The sequence below is a fragment of the Paenibacillus sp. SER-28 genome (assembly GCF_052906305.1).
In genome coordinates this window covers 113268-132779 of record NZ_JBRECM010000010.1, presented here as the reverse complement: position 1 = coordinate 132779, position 19512 = coordinate 113268, and the positions used below count along the sequence as shown (strand labels likewise).

The window sequence follows — 19512 nt, the reverse complement described above, 5'->3', positions numbered from 1 at the left end:
CAAAATGGTGGAATTTAATGATTTGTCACATTATCATATGTATTTCCTTCCACGCTATGATTCTGATAGTTTTGCTTGGGTGGAACCCTCCGACACCACGAATGCAAAGGGGCGTTTAAACGAAACCAGAGAAAAGTTGGTGAAATGAATAAACTAGCTGTAATTGCGCTATCGGGAAATGTTAGTTCAATAGAACAACGACAATCTAGGACTTTATTTTCTGCTGACAGTATGATTGGAATGATAAAATGCTAAAGCCCTTCCGGCTTTCCATGAGGGAAGCAGCGGAAGGGCTTTTGTTATATCTACTTGTCTAACAGTGAGCGTGCTTATTTATACTCGTTGCATGGTAAATTCGAATTCCAGCTTTTGATCGGCTGCGATTTGGTATTCTTCATGTACGGGAGCTCCCCAGCTGTCGTCGCCGCCTACACCCATTTGCTTTCCAGCTACGGTGACAACGGTGTAATACACGTTCGGCAGCTCATACAGATGGTAGGCACTTTCCAGCTCAAACGCTGTATACGGCGAAATATTGCATTCCACAGGTGCGGTGGCAGGAGCAGTAATGCGAATACCACGCTGAGAATCGTCGGTAATATCGACACGGCGCACGCCTGTACGGTTGCCGGATTCCTGCGGTACGACATACCCGGACACGTTATCCGCAGCTTCGTTGCGGAATACGCCTAGTCTTGCGCCAAAGGCACGGTCGATGTAATTCTCTTCCGGTCCCATCGCGTACCAGTCCAGATGGCGGTAGTCCGCTGGAACCTTGAACGAAAGGGCAAAGATCGGCAGGTTAGGTAGTCCTGAGATGCCTTCATAAGTCGAATTTACGTTCAGACTGCCATCCGCCAAGACGGTGTAGGCTACCGTTACCTGTACGTCTGCATGGATGCTCAGCGTGTAGCGGAATGTAACGGTTACACGGTCTGTCTGTTCTTCCGTGACCTCGATGCCCACGCATTTACGTGTCAGACTTGCAGCGAACCAGCCAGCGGCTTCAAAGCCTAGTGCGGTTCCCCGATCATTGTCTGTGGTCGCCCGCCAGAATAATGGGGCAGGAGGGATGGCGATCATCTCACGTCCGGCGTAGCGAAGTGAAGTCAGGCTACCTGCCCCTTTGGAGAACATCATACTGAAATCTGCACCGTGAACGCCAATGTTAACATCGCCATGCACCACTCGTAAGGCGCCACCCGAAGGGATTTTCAGTGGATTTGGATCTTCCACGATGAAAATATGCTGTCCAAAGGCCACTTCGTGTCCAGCCTCAGCCCAGAGCGTCGCTTCCTTCAAAACCAGAGCGGTGTGAATAACGTACTCACCAGGCTTTCCATCCGTATTAGGGAACGTTAGTGGAATATAGGCTTCGGTCTGAGCCGCTACATCTACATGAATGGCATTACGTGCGATTTCTTGGCCTTCATGCAGCAGGCTATATACTAACTCATAGTCGCCTGTTCCCTCGAACAGGTTTTCATTGCGCAGGGTTACACCGCTGCGATCCGGGGTGAGCTTCAGATTTTGATACAGGAATTTGACCTCCTGCATCTTCGGCGAAACCTTCCGGTCTGCATAGACAATTCCGTCCGTACAGAAGCCATAGTCTGTAGCACGGTCGTCAAAGTCGCCGCCGATTGCGAGGTACTCGCGTCCGTAGCGATCTTTTTTCATAACAGCCTGATCAATATAATCCCAAATAAAACCGCCCTGATACAGCTCGTATTTGTTCTCCAGCTCTGTATACTTGTGCATGCCACCTACGGAATTACCCATCGCATGCATGTATTCGCAACTGATATACGGCTTTTGCGGATTGTCGTTCAGATATTGCTCGATATCTGCGGGTTTGGCGTACATCCGGCTCTCCATATCGCTGGTATCATCGTACGTACGGTTGTGAAACACGCCTTCGTAGTGCACCAAACGGCTCGGGTCGGTGGCTCGGAAATAGTTGGCGACATTGCGCAGCACTTCACCTGCATACGACTCATTGCCGCAGGACCAGATTAGAATGGACGCATGGTTTTTGTCCCGTTCCAGCATGGAAATGGCGCGATCCATGACGATATCTTGCCACTCAGGCAGATTGGCGGGAATATTCCACGATGGCTCGACGGCACCGAGTTTTTGCCAGGAACCGTGTGTTTCCAAGTTCATTTCATCAATTACATAGACTCCGTACTCATCGCATAGCTCATACCACAGCGTCTGATTTGGATAATGAGAGGTGCGGACAGCGTTCATATTATTCTGCTTGAGCGTCCGAATATCCCACAGCATATCTTCACGGGAAATCGCACGTCCGGTGCGAGCGTTGAATTCATGGCGGTTCACACCTTTAAAGACGATACGTTTGCCGTTCAAATGCATGACCTTGTTGATCAGCTCAAATTTACGGAAGCCGATTTTTTGTGGAATGACTTCCACGAGCGATCCACTGGCATCATAAATTTGAATAAACAACGTGTACAAATAGGGTTTTTCCGCGCTCCACCGCTGCACTTGCTCCAAGGTTGCTGACAGTGAAGCCGTGCCATCCGTAAAGTCAGCTTTCAAAGAAGCTACAACATGACCGGTAGCATCTTTCACATCGACAGTTGCATAGGCCGTTGTCGGCTTTTCCAAGGTCAATTTCAGTTCCAGAAGGCCCTGCGTGTAGGAAGCATCCAGATCTGCCTTGGCATGCAGGTCACGTACGTGAAGCGTAGGGATGGTATAGAGGTACACATCTCTGAAAATACCGGAAAAACGCCAAAAGTCTTGATCCTCTAGCCACGCTCCCGTACTTCTTTGATATACCTCTACTGCCAGCTTGTTTTCGCCTGCTTGCAGGAATGGTGTCAGTTCAAAATCAGACGGTGTAAAGCTGTCCTCGCTGTAACCGACAAATTGTCCGTTCAACCATACATAGAAAGCCGACTCAACGCCTTGGAAAGAAATGAACACAGGTTGCGCGTCGGAAGCCATATTTTCCGGCAAAACAAAGCTTTTGATATAGCTTCCGACCGGGTTGTGATCCTCCGGAATATGGGGTGGGCGAACGTCCGAATGTCCGTCCCACGGATACATCGTATTCACGTACTGCATTTGGCCAAAGCCTTGCGTCTGAATGTGACCCGGTACCTGAATATCGCTCCAGCCGCCGTACTCAAAGCCTGGGGTATAGAACTCTACCGGACGGCTGGCTGGATTTGTTGCATAGTTAAACTTCCAGCTCCCATTCAGGCTATGACGCCAAGCCATATCAGCTTGCTGCTCCGCTTCCTGAAGCGTAGCGTAATATTTGTGATCGGAATAGGCGGGCAGCCGATGTACAGCAAATTTGGTTACGTCGGTCAGCCAGTCCAGACTAGGGGTATGGATGGTCAAGGCGAACACTCCTTATTTATAAAATGAAATGAAGATCGTACACAGAAGTTTGTTATTTAACCGAACCCACCATGCCCGCTACAAAGTGTTTCTGCATCAGGAAGAATACCAGTGCAGTCGGCAGTGTGGACAGGACAATGGCGATCATGATGACACCGTAATCCGGTGCATAGCTGGAGCCGAGGTTCGAGATCAACAGCGGAATCGTTTGATTCTCCGGCGTTTGCAGCACAATCAGAGGCCAGAGGTAGTTGTTCCAGCTGGACATGAATGTGATGATCGCGGCAGCGGCATAGGTTGTTTTCATCGTAGGCATATACACCCGGAAGAACAGACCCAGCTCGGATAATCCATCCATACGACCTGCTTCCAGTAGATCCTTTGGAAACATCTTGGTGCTTTGACGGAAAAAGAAGATCAGGAACGCCGTAGTTACGGTCGGAATGACGACAGAAGAGAGTGTATCAATACCGATCCACGGTATGACATTAGAAATGCTGCCGAACATCCGGTAGAGCGGGATCATGATCGCCGCAAACGGAATCATCATAGACATCAGCAGGATATTGAAGACAACGTCTTTCGCTTTACTTCTGTAAATTTCAAAGCCATAACCGGCCAGTGATGCGATTAGCATAGCCAGCAGCGTAGTTGAGATAGAGACTTTTGCAGAGTTACTTAGTGCGGTAACGATGTCTACTTTTTCAAGCAAATTGTGCATGTTATCCATCAGATGAGAGCCAGGCAGAAGCTTGCCTTTGGTCACATCGACCGACAGGTTCGTGGAGCTGGATATCATCCAGAGGAACGGGAAAATCGAAACGAACGACACAATGATCAGAAAGGCGTACGTAAATGCTCTTTTTGTTTTCATCATTTTTTCTCACCTGCCACTTTGAACTGGATAATCGACAAGATAATGATCATAATGACGATGGAATAAGATACGGTCGCCGCATAACCAAAGTCGGATGAATATTTGAAGGACAAATTGTAAATATATTGCGAAATTGAAGATGTTGCGTTCCCTGGCCCACCCTTGGTAATATTCATAATTTCATCGAAGAGTTGAAGTGTACCAATCGTTGATGTAATCGAAGTGAACAGGATAATCGGCTTAAGCAGTGGAACCGTAATGCTAAAAAACTGTCGGATCGGGGAAGCTCCGTCAATACGGGCCGCTTCGTAGATGGAACTGTCAATGTTCTGAAGACCGGACAGGTAAAAGATCATATTGTAACCAGTCCAGCGCCATGTGATCGCGATAATAATCGTAACCTTGGCCCAGAAAGGATCTGTAATCCATTGGATGGGCGTGCCAATCACGTGCAGATTCAGCAATAAGGAGTTTACCAGACCGTCGGACGAGAACAGGTACTTGAAGACAACCGAGTATGCTACAAGGGATGTGATACACGGCAAGAAGATAGCTGTGCGGAAAAAGCCCTTGAATTTCAGGTTTTTATCGTTCAACAATACCGAAATGAACAGAGCCAGAATGACCATCAAAGGTACCTGGAAAATTAAATAGATAAACGTATTCTTCACGGCGGTTATAAACATTTTATCGGTGAACAATCGCTTGTAGTTATCAATGCCGTTAAAGCTCAGATTAGACCCTGTACCTGTCTTAAAGGACAAGATAAGCGCCTGAATCATCGGATAGAAATAAAAAGCGGCAATCATGATCACTGCGATGGATATGAACAACCATCCTGTCATACCTGCTTTGAGACGTGTTGTAGTTATTTTGGGCGCGGCTGTCTTCATACCATGTCAACTCCCTGTGCAGCAATAAAACCTTGAACTCGCAAGCCCAAGGTTTTAAGTGCTTATCGTTTTATTGTTTAGCCTTGGCTAGATGGACTGTCTTATTTAAGCTGTGCTTCCGCCTGTCCTTGAGCATCTTTCAGAACTGCGTCTACATCTTTTCCGTTCAGATAGTTTTGAATTTCAACGGTCATGATATCCTCAATGGCATACGTGTGCAGGCCATAATTGACTTTTGGAACTTGTTTAGTCCATTCTGCAAATTTCTTGTATACTTTGTCCCCACCGAAGTACGGATCTTCTACGTCATAAGCTTTACCACTGGAAGCTGCGTTCAATGAACCAACAATTCCAATTTTGCTCAGCATATCTTGATACAGCTCTGGATCTGTTCCGAATGTCTCTTTCAGGAAATCAGCAGCGGTATCTTGACCGTCCGAGTTAAGAACATACCAGGAGCTGCCACCGAGGCTGGAAGCATTCACGGATTCAGGTATATTTTTCAGCTTAGGGAAAGGAACAACGGCCCATTTACCCGATTGCGAAGCTTCTGCTTTGATCGAAGGTGTAATCCAGTTACCTGTAGGTACGGAAGCAACTGCACCGCTGTTGAATGCGGCCAGGAACTGACTCCAGTCGGCATTCATTTTAACAATGTTAGCGTCGAACAAGGATTTGTACGTCAAGAGCGCTTCTTTCAGAGCTGGATTACCAGCCAGGTTTGGTGTTTTACCGTCTTCTTTCAGGTACCATGAACCTGCGGCTTGGATCATACCACGGATCAGACCGAGGTCATTCGGATCTTGAGTCAGCATTTCTTTGCCTGTTTTTTGTTTTACGGCTTTACCAATTTCAATAAATTTGTCCCAATCAATATTGGTCAGGTCTGCTACTTTGTAGCCGGCTTGTTCCAAATAATCCGTTCTTACATACAATCCCATAACACCGGAGTCGAATGGAACACCGTATTGCTTGCCGTTGTAGCTAGTCGGTCCGATTTTATAATCAGCGAAGTCGGATGCTTTGATCGTGCTGCTCATATCATGGAAAGAATCGGGATAGGCTTGCAGGAAGTTCTGTGCCCGATAATCCTCAATCAGAACCACGTTCGGCAGTCCTTTGGTAGAACCAGAGTTAAGACCGGCATTCATTTTTTGTACGATATCGTTTTGAGCATATTCAACAATGTTTACGGTTACATCTGGATGTTTGGCAACGTATCGATCTTTTGCCAGCTTCAGAGCTGCGATATTAAAGTTCGGGTCCCAAGCCCAGACGGTGATTTCTTTTTTGCCTGAATCTGTGGTAGTAGCTGCTTTCTCGGAATTGCTGGAGCACGCGGATAGCAAGATCAAGCTTGCAATCAGCAGAAGGAAAGTCATTTTTTTCATTTTGTTCAACCCCTACTCTTTTTTTATATGTTGCTTGCTAGTTCTAAATCTCTTAAATGAAAGCGGTTACCTTATTTATAAATCTAGTGTACCATCCATACTTTGTCGGCGTTAGGAATATCTTTATACGGATTGGTGTTATTATTATGATTTATCAAAAAAGGCACCGCTTACATTTGTATTTTGTTTTGGTTTAGGTACTTTTTTTAGGTTGAACTAAAGTTGTTCACGAAGCGCCACTGCGCGGCCGGATGGTGCTTCCCATCGCTGTTGCTTGTACAGCACCATTCCGCCCACTCCGTTCTTGTTCCACCTTCTTTGTTTAGTTCAGCCTATATTTTTTATGGGGTAGGAGGGGCGGGTTTTACGATCAATGGCAGGGTCATTCTGACTTTGGTGCCCTCGCCTTTTTTACTGGAGATGGTCACGCCGTATTCTTCTCCATATAAAAGGGTAATGCGGTTGTGCACATTCTGGATGCCGATGCCTGTGAACAGTTGGCGCTTGCTCTTGGGATTCGGCAGTCCGTCCTGCGCCGTATGCCCGTCCAATTCCATACCGTCTCCATCATCGACCACCTCACAGATCAATGTATCCTCCGTTTTGGACGCCAATATATAGATGTGGCCTACATTTTTTTCATTAAACGCATGGAAAAAAGAGTTTTCGATAAAAGGCTGAATGATGAGCTTGGGCACATGGTACTCCAGACAATCGGGTGATACAAAATAATTCACTTGTACCCGCTGCCCGTAGCGTACATGGTTAATGAACACATAATTTTGCATGTTGGCCATTTCCTGCTCGATGGTGATCGTTTCACTCACATTGCTGATTGTATTTTGCAGTAAGGAAATGAGTGCATTGATCGTCTCGGCGGCTGTTTCCTTGTTTCCTTTGAGCACCAGCATTTTGATCGAAGCCAGAGTATTGTACAGAAAATGCGGATTGATCTGCCGTTGTAGTGCAGCAAGCTCTGCATTCCGTTGACCCTTTTGCGTCTCTAAAAGCTTACGGATATAGTCATTTAGTTCATCCAGCATGTAGTTGTAAGCATGACTTAATTGTCTAACCTCATAGCTGCCCGTTACCGGGATATAATTATCAAAATTTTTCTCGCGTATGGTCGACATTTGCTTCACCAGTCGAGTCAACGAACGAATCAGTCGACGGGATATCAGAAAAACGATCACCAAAGCAATCAGTACGATGGCAATGCAGATCCATACAACGGATTTAACGTCTATAATTTGCCCAATGGCGGCTTGTCTGTCAATCATGTTCACCAGATAAAAATCAAATGAAGGGATATAGTTGGAAAGGAGGATACTCTCCTTATTCATCACATTCGCATTAATGTAGTTAAGTCCCTGTTCATTGATTTTTGTGGCATAGCCTAGCAGCTCACTGGAGCGTTGTCCGATCAGATCCTGGCGATTGCTCGATACAATCAGTCCCGACTTGTCCAAAATAAGCACATCATTGCCGTTGCTCGTGAAATTGTTGTAGAAACGGCGAAATTCAGGCTCTCGGATAGCGATGTAGATCATGCCGTACAGGGTGCCGCTGGTCCGCTCCATAAATGGTTTGGAGGCGATGATATAGGGTGTTGGCTTTTGCGGGGTACTATTCATTTGTTGCTGCAACAATTCAGTATCCAATTGATACATAAGCTGTGCCGGTCGTGCTACACTTCGGGCTGTAATAGCACTGCTCTTAAGCTCTTCCGCAGTTACAGGCCAATAGGACGAGTCGGAGTAAAAGCTCCGCCCGTTCAGACCTGTTACAGCGACACCGACATCATAGGCATCGACGTTCGATTTAATTTGCTTCATTTGCTGTGCCATTCCGAAGTAAATCCTCGCCGAGTTAATCGAGTCAGATTGACCGCCAGTCAGATAGTTCTTGACCGTTCCATTTTCCGAAGCATGGGTTACGGCATTCACGATAGAATCATTGAAGGATTCAAAGCTGGATTGAATCTGGCTGAGTACCTTGGCATTTGTAATACTGAATGTCTCAGCAAAAAGTCGTTCAGACATCCGAATCGTCACCAAAGAGGTCAGCAAGGACACCGCAGTGATGCTGACCACCATAACAATAAAGATTTTGAAGAACAGACCTTGATATTTGATCTTATGGATATATCTTTTCATATGCAATCTCTTTTCTACTGGCAGATGTGGCTTACTCTCTAATAGAGATGCTCCCGGCGGTACTGACTGGGCGAGTAACCCTTCACTTTTTTGAACACTTTGGTAAAATAGCTGGGGTCCGAATAGCCTACCGTGCTGCTAATATCCGAAATGGACATCGTCCCCGACCGTAGTAACTCCGCGGCTTTTTCAACCCGAATTTTGTTGAGATACTCGCTAAAGCCTTCTGTATGGTGTGCCGTAAAATAACTGGACAAGTAGGAAGGGTTAAAGTGAAAATATTGCCCAAGTGTCGTCAAATTGAGTGTTTCAGCATGATGCTCCTCAATATACTCCAGCAGTTTTTTCATGCTTGCGCTACTTCCTTGCTGTGTTTTAGCCATGATCTGCCTGTTCGCTTCCTCCAAAAAAGTCTCCAGAAGGCGCACGGCTTCATGTACATGAGGGGCGTCATTAATTGTTTTGAAATAGGAATATTTCGCCGCATCCAGCTCCTTCATATCATACCCCTGATTCCCGAGCAAAATCGTAATGTTGAACACGATATTTCCGAGAAGCGATTTGAATTCAAAAGCGGTAGAGGTATAGTTACCGGACATGGCGGCTACATAGGATCTCAAATCCTGAAAAGCTGTATCAAAATGCTCACGCTTCATCTCTTCTGTAAATTGTTTTAAGTTAAACGAGCTGTTTACCTGTACAGGCTGAGGGAGTTCGTCTTCTATTAACAGCGCTGTTCCTGGGAAATAAAAGCGGTAACTCAGCAGTTTTGGCAGTTCATCCTGATAGACGTCACTAATCTGATTGAACTCATCAAATAAATGGCTGACTGCCCAGCCTGTCTGTGGATCGACTCGCTTTGTCTCCTGAGCAACTTCCCTAACCGCAGCCATCCAGGCGTCTACTTCCCGTAGATCAAGATTGGCTAAAAACACAGCCGCATAGACATCAGACGGCAGTTGTCGCAGTACGATGGACTCACAGGCAGAGGCTACTCGATCTGTAAGCTTGGAAAATAGGTCCGAGGCAGAGATGGAGCGCCCTTTATCCTGCTGTGCCAGCTGTTCTATACCTATGAGCGCAAAACGGGCATAAGGAAATGCTTGCTTCAGCAGCTCGGCGTCATAGTCCATGCTATAACCGGAGATCAGCTTTTCGATCACATGATCTATCGTAATTTGACTATTCCCGGCATTCGCTTGATATTGAATGGATGGAATTTTGCGAGCGGTTCTCTGGAGCACTTGGAGCAGCTCATCCGTGTCCAGCTTGGGCTTTAAAATATAGTCAGCAACCCCTTGCTGAAAGGTGGATCGCACGTAATTAAACTCGCCGTAACTGCTAAGTACAATGACCTCGATATCTGGATAGTTTTGTCTGACTATGCGCGTCAGCTCTTCGCCATCCATGATCGGCATTACGATATCTGTAATGACAATATGAGGGCGCAAGGTTTCAATCAGCTCCAATGCTTCTTTCCCATTAGAAGCCTCACCTACAATTCGAAACCCATACTGTTCCCACGATAAATGGTGTTTAATTCCTTGCCGTACCAATATCTCATCATCCACAATCAAAATGTTGCATAGCTCATTCATGGCAGCACTCTCCGTAATTATACCTATTCGAGGATTTTGCAAAAATCCTGATTCAAAAAAGACCTCCATCACGTGGACGTTATATCATCTGAGGCACATATTTGACAACGCTTCCAAATTTAGCCCAAATCTAAAGCATTTAATCTTTACATGCTAACATAAACCACACGGGGATTCCAAAAAAATTTAGTCCAAATGGCATATAAAACAACAAAAAAGGCAGCCGAGAAAATCTCGACAGCCTAAACAACCGGGATTACCTTATACAGTACCCCATGTTCGATCTCCCGCCAAATATTTTTCAGTCAAAATAGACAGCAGTTGAATACCAACCTCATTGTGTCCTCCCTCAGGAAGGATCAGGTCAGCGTATTTCTTGGAAGGCTCAATAAATGCCTCATGCATCGGCTTAACGGTAGTCAAATAGTGATCGTGGATCGAATGGATGGTGCGGCCGCGTTCCTCAATATCACGAAGAACCCGACGGAGAATGCGCACATCAGGGTCAGTATCCACAAATACTTTGATGTCAAGCAAGCTGCGGAGCTTTTCGTCTGACAGTACGTGCAGACCTTCCAACATAACGATGTGATTTGGCAGAAGCTCTACCGTCTCGTCCGTGGAGCGTGCATGAACCGTAAAGTCATACACTGGCGCTTGTGTCGCTTGTCCTTTTTTCAGACATTGGAGATGCTCAATAAGCAATTCGTTGTCAAAGGCAAACGGATGATCATAATTGACCAAAGCACGTTCATCATAACTCAGATGTGAATGGTCTTTATAATAGTTATCCTGAGATATGAAAGTCACTTTATTAGATCCCAGACGCTCAACGACGGCGCGTGCTACCGTCGATTTACCGGAACCTGTACCGCCGGCAATACCAATAATAAGCATGGCGTTTCACTTACCCTTCCCTAAATGTATCCCGATACAACTCAAGTATTGTAGCACAATGCACACTTTTTTTCATCACTGTTGGACTTTGTATTTCTTCCATTTCCGTATCTTGGCTCTGAATGTTTTAAACGGTGCCACCGAGTTGATATGAATCCATCTTGCCATGGGCCATTTCGGATTAGTCCCTGTCCAGTCGTGAACGCCTTGAGTGAAGAGCTCTTCATGACTAAGTGTGTCGATCCAATCCAGCCACTTTTGCTCAGCCAACTTGAACATATCGCGTAATTCACGTAAAGATTGGTGGGAGTAGGTCTTGTAAAATGATTGATATAGTTCGCCTAGTCTATTCCATTTATAATTGGGGGCGGGCATGATCACGGTTTTTCCTTCCCGTTCGTCCCTGTCCCATGTCATGACAAGATGAAGCCATCCGAGCTGGTAGGCAATCATTTCTGCGGGTGTTTTATCTACTTCAGGGATACGGATATCCTTTTGGCTCTCGTCGATCTCCTGGAACTCACCGTCAAATCGTAAGTAGGAGACATGAATGGCTTCCTTTAACTCTGATTTGGAGGCGTATTCGTAACTGGACATCTCATCGCTCCTTTAAATGATATGGATGATACTCACCCCTTTATATGTACCATTCCCAATATGACAACCGTATGTCTTATTCAAAAATAAAAAAATATCGTTTTTTGTGATTTTATGAAACAGCAGTTGGTGTGTTCACGAAAAAGGATGCAAAATTAATAGAGAAATTAAGACAAAAGATAAGTAATTAGACATATTTTAATATTTATTTAAGTGTCTATAATTATTGGAGTATAGCGCTTAGGGCCCTCATTGGTGTTGGAATATTATTCCCTTCATCAGTACGTTATATACCGTTGGGCATGTCATGTCCGATAAACGGTGCAACCTTTGCTTTAGTATTCATGAATCTAATCGAGAAGGAGACTGTTATATGAAGTCGAGTTTGTTAAAAAAATGTGCAAGTGTAATGTTAAGCAGTACGTTGGTACTGTCTTTATCATTACCGTTGCTGGGTCATGCACATGCGGATGGGAATTTACAGATAAGTGATGATTTTGAACAAGGGGAAGCTCAAGGCTGGACCGCAGGATCGGGGAACTGGTCTGTGGTCAAGGATGGGAATGGATCTACATACCAACAATCTACTCGAAGCGAAAGCCATTCCGTCAAAGGTAACGCCTCATGGACGAACTATAGCGTGCAAGCAGATGTATATGTAAATGATTTTAATGGCTCCAATCGAGTCTACGTTGCAGGTAGATACACAGATTCCAACAACTTCTATGCAGCATCGTTGTATAACAAGAAAGACGGAGCTCTTGAGATTCGAAAAAAAGTCAAAGGCTCTATGAAGACACTGGCTACGAATAAAAAATACAAACTGGACACGAATACATGGTACAGAGTCAAGCTGGAACTATCCGGTTCGGAAATCAAAATGTATGTCAATGATCAACTGGAACTGTCCGCAACAGACACCAGCCTCACTGCTGGAGCCATTGGATTGGTAACCTCCAAAGCAGCTGCCCAATTCGATAATGTGATGGTATCCGGTGCTTCTTCTGAGGTAGATCCAGGAACACCGCCTGTGAATCCGACACCAGGTACAGAACAACCGACTCCTGGGGTGGACCCTGATGTAACCTCCAAAAATAACTATAATTTGACTGGATTTTCGTATGGTAACACCGGTGGTGGCAATATTGCGGATACCGATGCCAACTACAAAAAGGTATACAATGCTGTAGATCTCAACGAAGCACTGAAGAAAGGCAGCAAAGTCAAAGTGATTGAGATTATGAACGATCTTGATCTCGGTTGGAATGAAATTCCTAGTGCTGCCAAAGTAATGCCTTTTAGTGCCAACAATCCTGTACAGACGCATCCTGTTCTGAAAAAGACAGGAGTGAGCAAAGTCTATATCGAAAATATGAATGGGGTTACGATTTTCTCTGCCAATGGTGCGAAAATCAAACATGCTGGCTTTGTCATCAAAAGAAGCTCTAATTTGATTTTCCGTAACCTCGAATTTGATGAGCTTTGGGAGTGGGATGAAGCAACCAAAGGGAACTATGATAAGAATGACTGGGATTATGTTACCATCGAAGGTACAAGTTCCAAGGTATGGATCGACCACTGTACATTTAACAAAGCCTATGATGGTTTGGTAGATGTGAAAAAAGGTAGTAACGGAGTTACGATTTCCTGGTCTTTGTTCAAAGGAGATGACCGCAGCTCCAACAGCTGGGTAACCCAACAAGTCAACGCGATGGAAGCAGACAAGTCTTCCTATCCTATGTACGCGTATCTGAGAAGCAGTGCAGTAGGCATGAGTAAAGAAGATATCATTGATATTGCAGCAGGACAAAAGAAGGCTCATCTAATCGGTGCTACGGAAATGGCTTCCGACAATGCAGACCTGGAGGTGACGCTGCATCATAATTACTATTTGGATATTCAGGATCGCATGCCTCGTCTGCGTGGGGGTAATGCTCATGCATATAACATCGTTATGGACGATGCCGGATTGGCCAGAGCCAAAAAAAGAATTACTTCTGACATGGCTAAAGCAATTGCTGCAAAAGGATACCATTTTGATGTCGTGGGTAATGGTGCAATTTCAACAGAAAACGGCGCGGTGTTGCTAGAAAAGTCTTATTTGATTGATGTGTTCTCTCCAGTGCGTAATAATCAAAAAGATCCTAACAAAGCGGATTACACAGGTAAAATCAAAGCCGAAGACGTTATCTTTTCGAACAACGGTACCGTATTCAGAGGAGGCAGTGACGATGCGAATAGCCCGTTAGCCCCTTATCCTGCCAAGACCAAGGACTTCTCTTGGAATGGGTTCACAACGTTGCCATACAGCTATACAGCCGAAGACCCTGCCAATCTGGTTGCTCAATTGCAGGCCAAGGATGGAGCGGGTGCAGGTAAGCTGAACTGGTCGAGTGAAAACTGGCTCAAAACGGTGTACAATACGTCCGTTACGAAAAATGCAATAGTGGAAGAAGATTCCGAATAGGTAGGCCATATAAAAAAGCAGCCAGTACAGATAAGCTCTGTTGCTGGCTGCTTTTTTTGTTAACTACGTCTAGGCTGCGTTCGGTACGAACTTAACCAATAACGACAAACGAGGATACGCCAGCAGGTACGGATCTAACGCGGAATAATACTCCATCATCTCTAAAAGTACGCAGAATATAAGGCTGGTTCGTAGGTGTGCGAACATTGTTAAATCGCGCAGTACCAAAACCATCGAAGCCTGCAGCTTGGACAAAGCTTCCATCTAGACGCCGGAGTATAGCAAAGAATCCGGTTGTGTTAAAAGGAACACCGTTTGTGTTAGCCCAGATAACTGTAAATCGGCGTAGAGTTTGTGTAGGGCTCACATTGCGATATCTCGTAACAGGAACCTTTCTGCCCGTAGATTTCAATGTTTGTGGAGGACGAATGGCCACTTCAAATCAACTCCTTTGTTGTGATGAGATAGTAAATGCACACAAAGGAGTTTTGGACTGTGTTATTAACTACGACTTCTTAGAAATAGGTATATATATCGAACTCAAAATGACACTCCATGTACATTATCGTTCGATTCGGGACCTCATCATGCCCAATCGCGTCGTAGCGTAAAGAGGTCTTTTAACGCGTCTGTAGACAGCTCAGTAATCCAGCCCTCGGTACTGGTTATGATCTGGTCGCTAAGCTGCTGCTTGCTTTCCAGCATTTCATCAATGCGTTCCTCCAGCGTGCCCAACGAGATAAATTTGTGCACCTGTACATCCTTCGTTTGTCCCATCCGGTAGGCTCGGTCTGTGGCCTGATTTTCAACAGCTGGATTCCACCAGCGATCAAAGTGAAAGACGTGGTTGGCGGCCGTCAGATTCAGACCCACCCCCCCGGCTTTGAGCGACAAAATAAACACGGACGGCTGCTCGGCAGGGGAGAGCGTGTGAGATTGGAATTGATCAATCATTCGGTCACGCGCAGTTTTGGATGTGCTGCCGTTCAGATAGAGCACAGGCTCTTGCAGCTCCTGAGCGAGTACCCGCTGGAGCATCTGCCCCATACCAATATACTGTGTAAAAATAAGGCAGCGCTCGCCCTCCTCCCGCAGTTCCTTGACCATAGCCAGAATGCGTTCCAGCTTGGATGAACGGCTAATGACCGCTTCAAGATCGGACTGACTATAACCGGAATCCGCAGCATTCGGGAGTGCCTCCTTGGTTAAGAGGGCAGGATGGTCACAAAGCTGCTTCAACTGGGTAAGGGCGGATAAAATGGCTCCTTTCCGTTCAATCCCTTCCAGCTTCTGCATCCGTTCCATCAACTCTTTGACAATCTGGTCATAGAGCGCGCCCTGCTCAGAGGTCAGATGAATGTACGTTTTCATCTCATTCTTGTCAGGCAAATCAAGCTGTATAGCTGGGTCCTTCTTCTTGCGTCGCAGCATGAAGGGCTGAACCAGCTTTTGCAAATCTAACGTGCGCTGCTCGTTATGTTCCTTCTCAATAGCATTAATGAAGCGATTGCTAAAGGCGCGTGAGCTGCCCAGATAACCTGGGTTGATAAAATCATAAATGGACCATAGCTCGGACAACCGATTTTCAATAGGTGTCCCGGTCAACGCGATCCGATGACGTGCAGGAAAGCTGCGCACGGCTGTGGATTGCTTGGTTTGCGCATTTTTAATGTTTTGCGCTTCATCCAGGCAGACTGAATCCCAAGTCATGCTTTGTAGCAGCTCTTGATCCAGGGTTGCCGTAGCGAAGGAGGTCAGGATGACATCGGCCTGCTCGACTTCTTCGCGGAACAAGTCTCCCTGCTCCCGCTTGCTTCCATAGTGCAGCATCACCTTCAGCGAAGGGGCGAAGCGGCTGAGTTCCTTCTGCCAGTTGCCCAGCACCGAAGTCGGGCAAATCAGCAGTGAGCTGGAACGGACGCCCGTCTCGGCGGCAATATTCTGTAGGTGCAGTAAATAAGTAATAAACTGCACCGTTTTACCGAGTCCCATGTCATCGGCCAGACAGGCACCCAGTCCAAAACGCCGTAAAAAGGCAAGCCATGCATACCCGTCCCGCTGATACGTCCGTAGCTCGGCTTGCAGCCCGTCCGGCACGTCCAATGCAGGCCATTCCGACTGCCGTCCGAGCTGGCTGATCAGCTTCAGCAGATGGGCATTCAGCTCGACTTCCAGTCGGAAGCGTGCCGCATCCTCCGGCTGCTCGCCCGAGGCGTCGCCTTCAGGCTCGTCGGCGTTGCCGAGCAGGTGTAGCTGTAGGATGTCCTGAAAGGACAATCCCTGAGCACTGTCGATCCCGGCCATGGCCCGGCGGATCTGTGCCAGCAGCGCGGGGTCGAGCGCGATCCATTGCCCGCGGAAGCGCACCAAGCGCTCGTTGCGAGCGACCAGCTCGGCGAATTCCGACTCGCTCAGATCGGCGTCGCCAATGGCAACACGCCAATCGAACTGGACAATCGAGTCCAGTCCGAACAGCGAACTGCCTTTCGTGCGCTCTCCCGCCCCTTCGCCTGGGCGTACCTTGGCCCGCAGCTTCGGCTTCTTGCGGGTAGCTGCCTCCCACCAAGCCGGGAGCAGCACCTGCCAACCGCTTTCCAGCAGACGCTGGCTGTCGGTCGTCAGAAATTGCCACGCCGCTTCGTCGGAGAGCGGGTGATTCAGCACGTCATCGCGGCTTCCGGCACGCTGCCCGGCAGGCAAAATCGAGGTCAAGCGTTCTAGCCACCCGGCTGAGCGCTCACGGACATGTGCTGTCCAGGCATCGGGCCATGAGCCGGATGCGTACCCATCATCGGCGAGCTGTACAGACACCAGCAACGCCGGGTCCTGCTTGTCCTGCAACACAAGCTTGAGCTGCCAGGACGGCTCGTCGTCCTCCAGCTCTGGCTCCAGCAGTTGCAGAAGCGGCCGAAATGGCGCGGTATCGGCTTTCCAGCCGATGGCGATGAGCCAGGCCCGAACGTCTAGACCCGCCGCGGCCGGGCGGTTGGGGGCGAAGAGAATCGGATATTCTCTTCGCAAATCGGCGGCTTCCGCTTCGGTGCCGTACCAGCGCTGAAATACGGCAGCCGAGAACGCCGCTATCAGCCCATCCTGCTCGTCCTTCTCCAAGCTGCCTAGCAAAGCAAGCTCTGCCGGTTGGATGTTTTCCAGTGCTTCCGCATCCCACATCCATTGCAGCTTCCCTGCCTGGAATGCCGTGAAGCTGGGCACATATGCTTTCGCTTCAATACAGTGAGCAAGTAAAGGGATCAGCCGAAGCCACGGGGCATGGGCCTCGTCCCAGATCCATTCGATATGCTTTAGAAGCTCGCGCTCTGCCAGAAAAGGAATCACCTGCTCCGAAGGCAGCAGGATAATATCCGTATCTTGAACATGTTGAATCTCCAGCTCGGTGCCATAAAACGAAGCCTCATGCCAAGCAAACAAACGCTGCTTCAGAATTTGGCCGGAAATGCTATAGTTCATGGAGGAATCGCCATAGATCAGCGCGTCTCCATAGGTAGTTAATTGGATATGCACGGTAATCGTTTCGGTATATTGACTCATGATAACAATTTCCCTTTCCGCAATTCCTCCTGTAGCGCCCGCAGGCGGCTATGACGGCTGGTGAAGGTCGTGAAGAACAGCTCCCAGCGTGATTCTTGCTTCATTTTCTTGTACAGCTTGAACAGTCGCTTTAACAGCTTGACTGCTGCTTTATAGCTGGCCCTGTTTTTTTCTAGCACATAACGTTCTACCGCTTGATGGTAAAAGGGGAGTAGTAACTCAGGCGCGTTCTTTTCAATGGGCTGTAACACGCTCACTCGAAAACTCAATGGTTCACTGCATATGCTTAGCTGATAGTCGATCCATGACCGCCATTTTTCGTGGGCAAGCAGCGCCTCTTCATACATTCCTCCGGCAAATGGAAGCATACCCACTAGCGTGTCCCACATGTCCTGCTCCGCTTCTGGAAGGTGCTGCAAAACCATATCCCAATCATGCATATAATCCTGTAAATGGTCATCCCGATGACTGTGAAGCAGGGGACCGATATGCCGCAGTCCGTCCTTGAGACGTGCCCAATCCTCGGATTTGCGCAACGCATGTAAGAACAAAAGCAATTGGTTGGAAGAGATTTTTAGTGGAAAAGCTCGTTCCGCTTCCTGAAGAAGTACCCAGGCTTCATTATCCTGCGATTGGTAAATATGCATCCAGCTACGAGCCAACATCCATGGAAGTCGTGCTAAAGTTGTGCCGAGATCCTCCTCAGCCGCCTGTAAATGCTGTAATTCCTCCGTATATATGCTGGAGTCCTGTCTTTCGGGGTGCATCCAGTTCAGCCAAAACTGATAATACGTGTCTGAAAAATAAGTACCGTTACGCGATTCTGTCAGCATTTTTCGGCGCAAATAGGCTAAGGTTTCTGCGATACGGGCTTCTTGCATCGGTTCATCGGTCAGCCCCAGCGGGCTTTCAAAATCACGCTCGATAGCTTCTTTAAGCTCATCGGCGGCGATTTGCGTGTAATACCCCATATAGGTATGAGAGGGATAGCCCGGCATGGGAGACTGAGGCACCAGCTTTTCCAGCACACGCAGATGAGCATGCAGTCCGTATAGCTGTTGCATGCCAGGTGAAAGCGGCGGCATCACAGCATAGATCGAGGCTAAAGCGCTTTGGACATATTGGGAATTTTGTGTGTTCACACGGTTAAGGGCGATACACTGATCGAACAGATCATGCCACTCTGAAATGGGCATGTCCGGTATTTTGCTTGCTGTTTTGCTGAGAGCGTTTTTTGTTGCTTCCTTGTGATCCGGTGAAAGATTCGACCGGGAAGGAGGTGTGGTACGCGTGTCAGCTTTTGCCGCCAATCGGGTGAATCCCGCCGAATGAGCGTTCACTAAAGCATGTACAGAACGTTCCTGTTCATTCGCGTAATTCAGTAGTACGGCGATCATATGCTTGCAGTTGGTGTGGACAGGGCATGTACATCTGCTGGCAGCAAAAGCACTCAAGTGAAGATCCACCTCGTATAGCTCGCTTCCATCCACGACAGCTGCGATATGGTCGGCATCAGGCATTGCGAATTCTTTTACCTTTCCCTGCTTAAAATATTGAAAGCCTCGTTTGATCGTCACGTCATTAAAATGGTCAGCCACGTTTTGAATAAGCTGTTGCCACTGTATATCATCCATAAGATAGGTTGGTTTCATATGATTAGTCTCCTAAAAGAGAATAGTTGATCAGGTAGTAGCTTAACTCTTCCATTA

12 protein-coding genes are annotated in these 19512 nt (G+C 47.2%); 1 reads left to right on the top strand and 11 read right to left on the bottom strand.

Translation table 11 applies throughout. The features are described from left to right. Positions 1-333: 333 nt before the first annotated feature. The 8 genes from ACUYLD_RS20390 to ACUYLD_RS20355 form a co-directional block, all read right to left on the bottom strand. Positions 334-3378, bottom strand: a complete 3045-nt coding sequence (locus tag ACUYLD_RS20390) for a glycoside hydrolase family 2 TIM barrel-domain containing protein (protein WP_446675859.1) — start codon at positions 3376-3378, stop codon at positions 334-336. Positions 3379-3430: 52 nt separating this feature from the next. Beyond that, positions 3431-4255 (bottom strand): carbohydrate ABC transporter permease, encoded by an 825-nt coding sequence (locus ACUYLD_RS20385; protein WP_069290830.1) that lies wholly within the window; start codon positions 4253-4255, stop codon positions 3431-3433. Continuing rightward, on the bottom strand, positions 4252-5148 hold the full coding sequence (locus ACUYLD_RS20380; protein WP_013308301.1) for a carbohydrate ABC transporter permease: 897 nt from the start codon (positions 5146-5148) through the stop codon (positions 4252-4254). Before ACUYLD_RS20380 ends, ACUYLD_RS20385 begins: the two co-directional genes overlap by 4 nt. Positions 5149-5249: 101 nt before the next feature. Next, positions 5250-6539, bottom strand: coding sequence for an ABC transporter substrate-binding protein (locus ACUYLD_RS20375; RefSeq protein ID WP_235306937.1), 1290 nt, complete (start codon positions 6537-6539; stop codon positions 5250-5252). Positions 6540-6880: 341 nt separating this feature from the next. Then, entirely contained in the window at positions 6881-8695 is a 1815-nt protein-coding gene (locus tag ACUYLD_RS20370; protein WP_446675858.1) for a cache domain-containing sensor histidine kinase, read from the bottom strand. 38 nt (positions 8696-8733) lie between these two features. Beyond that, entirely contained in the window at positions 8734-10293 is a 1560-nt protein-coding gene (locus tag ACUYLD_RS20365) for a response regulator transcription factor (RefSeq protein WP_446675857.1), read from the bottom strand. Between the two features lie 261 nt (positions 10294-10554). After that, a complete protein-coding gene (gene udk / locus ACUYLD_RS20360) occupies positions 10555-11190 on the bottom strand; it encodes a uridine kinase (protein ID WP_013308305.1) in 636 nt (211 codons plus the stop codon). A gap of 75 nt (positions 11191-11265) precedes the next feature. Continuing rightward, entirely contained in the window at positions 11266-11787 is a 522-nt protein-coding gene (locus tag ACUYLD_RS20355; RefSeq protein ID WP_446675856.1) for a ClbS/DfsB family four-helix bundle protein, read from the bottom strand. Between the two features lie 373 nt (positions 11788-12160). Between ACUYLD_RS20355 and ACUYLD_RS20350 the strand changes: the two genes are divergently transcribed. Further along, positions 12161-14254 carry a pectate lyase family protein gene (locus ACUYLD_RS20350; RefSeq protein ID WP_446675855.1) on the top strand — a complete coding sequence of 698 codons (2094 nt, stop codon included), beginning with the start codon at positions 12161-12163 and terminating at the stop codon, positions 14252-14254. Between the two features lie 91 nt (positions 14255-14345). Here the strand turns inward: ACUYLD_RS20350 and ACUYLD_RS20345 are convergent, their stop codons facing one another. The 3 genes from ACUYLD_RS20345 to ACUYLD_RS20335 all read right to left on the bottom strand — a co-directional run bounded on the left by ACUYLD_RS20345 (position 14346) and on the right by ACUYLD_RS20335 (position 19455). Further along, positions 14346-14690, bottom strand: coding sequence for a hypothetical protein (locus ACUYLD_RS20345; protein WP_061830247.1), 345 nt, complete (start codon positions 14688-14690; stop codon positions 14346-14348). A gap of 149 nt (positions 14691-14839) precedes the next feature. Beyond that, positions 14840-17803 carry a DEAD/DEAH box helicase gene (locus ACUYLD_RS20340; RefSeq protein ID WP_446675854.1) on the bottom strand — a complete coding sequence of 988 codons (2964 nt, stop codon included), beginning with the start codon at positions 17801-17803 and terminating at the stop codon, positions 14840-14842. After that, positions 17800-19455 carry an SWIM zinc finger family protein gene (locus tag ACUYLD_RS20335; RefSeq protein ID WP_446675853.1) on the bottom strand — a complete coding sequence of 552 codons (1656 nt, stop codon included), beginning with the start codon at positions 19453-19455 and terminating at the stop codon, positions 17800-17802. The genes ACUYLD_RS20340 and ACUYLD_RS20335 overlap by 4 nt, the downstream gene beginning before the upstream one ends. Between the last annotated feature and the right edge of the window lie 57 nt (positions 19456-19512).

What these genes read in the sequence shown, in the direction of transcription:
- udk (WP_013308305.1), bottom strand. Translation starts at nt 11,190, where the DNA reads ATGCTTATTATTGGTATTGCCGGCGGTACAGGTTCCGGTAAATCGACG.
- ACUYLD_RS20370 (WP_446675858.1), bottom strand. Translation starts at nt 8,695, where the DNA reads ATGAAAAGATATATCCATAAGATCAAATATCAAGGTCTGTTCTTCAAA.
- ACUYLD_RS20385 (WP_069290830.1), bottom strand. Translation starts at nt 4,255, where the DNA reads ATGATGAAAACAAAAAGAGCATTTACGTACGCCTTTCTGATCATTGTG.
- ACUYLD_RS20365 (WP_446675857.1), bottom strand. Translation starts at nt 10,293, where the DNA reads ATGAATGAGCTATGCAACATTTTGATTGTGGATGATGAGATATTGGTA.
- ACUYLD_RS20355 (WP_446675856.1), bottom strand. Translation starts at nt 11,787, where the DNA reads ATGTCCAGTTACGAATACGCCTCCAAATCAGAGTTAAAGGAAGCCATT.
- ACUYLD_RS20340 (WP_446675854.1), bottom strand. Translation starts at nt 17,803, where the DNA reads ATGAGTCAATATACCGAAACGATTACCGTGCATATCCAATTAACTACC.
- ACUYLD_RS20335 (WP_446675853.1), bottom strand. Translation starts at nt 19,455, where the DNA reads ATGAAACCAACCTATCTTATGGATGATATACAGTGGCAACAGCTTATT.
- ACUYLD_RS20375 (WP_235306937.1), bottom strand. Translation starts at nt 6,539, where the DNA reads ATGAAAAAAATGACTTTCCTTCTGCTGATTGCAAGCTTGATCTTGCTA.
- ACUYLD_RS20350 (WP_446675855.1), top strand. Translation starts at nt 12,161, where the DNA reads ATGAAGTCGAGTTTGTTAAAAAAATGTGCAAGTGTAATGTTAAGCAGT.
- ACUYLD_RS20380 (WP_013308301.1), bottom strand. Translation starts at nt 5,148, where the DNA reads ATGAAGACAGCCGCGCCCAAAATAACTACAACACGTCTCAAAGCAGGT.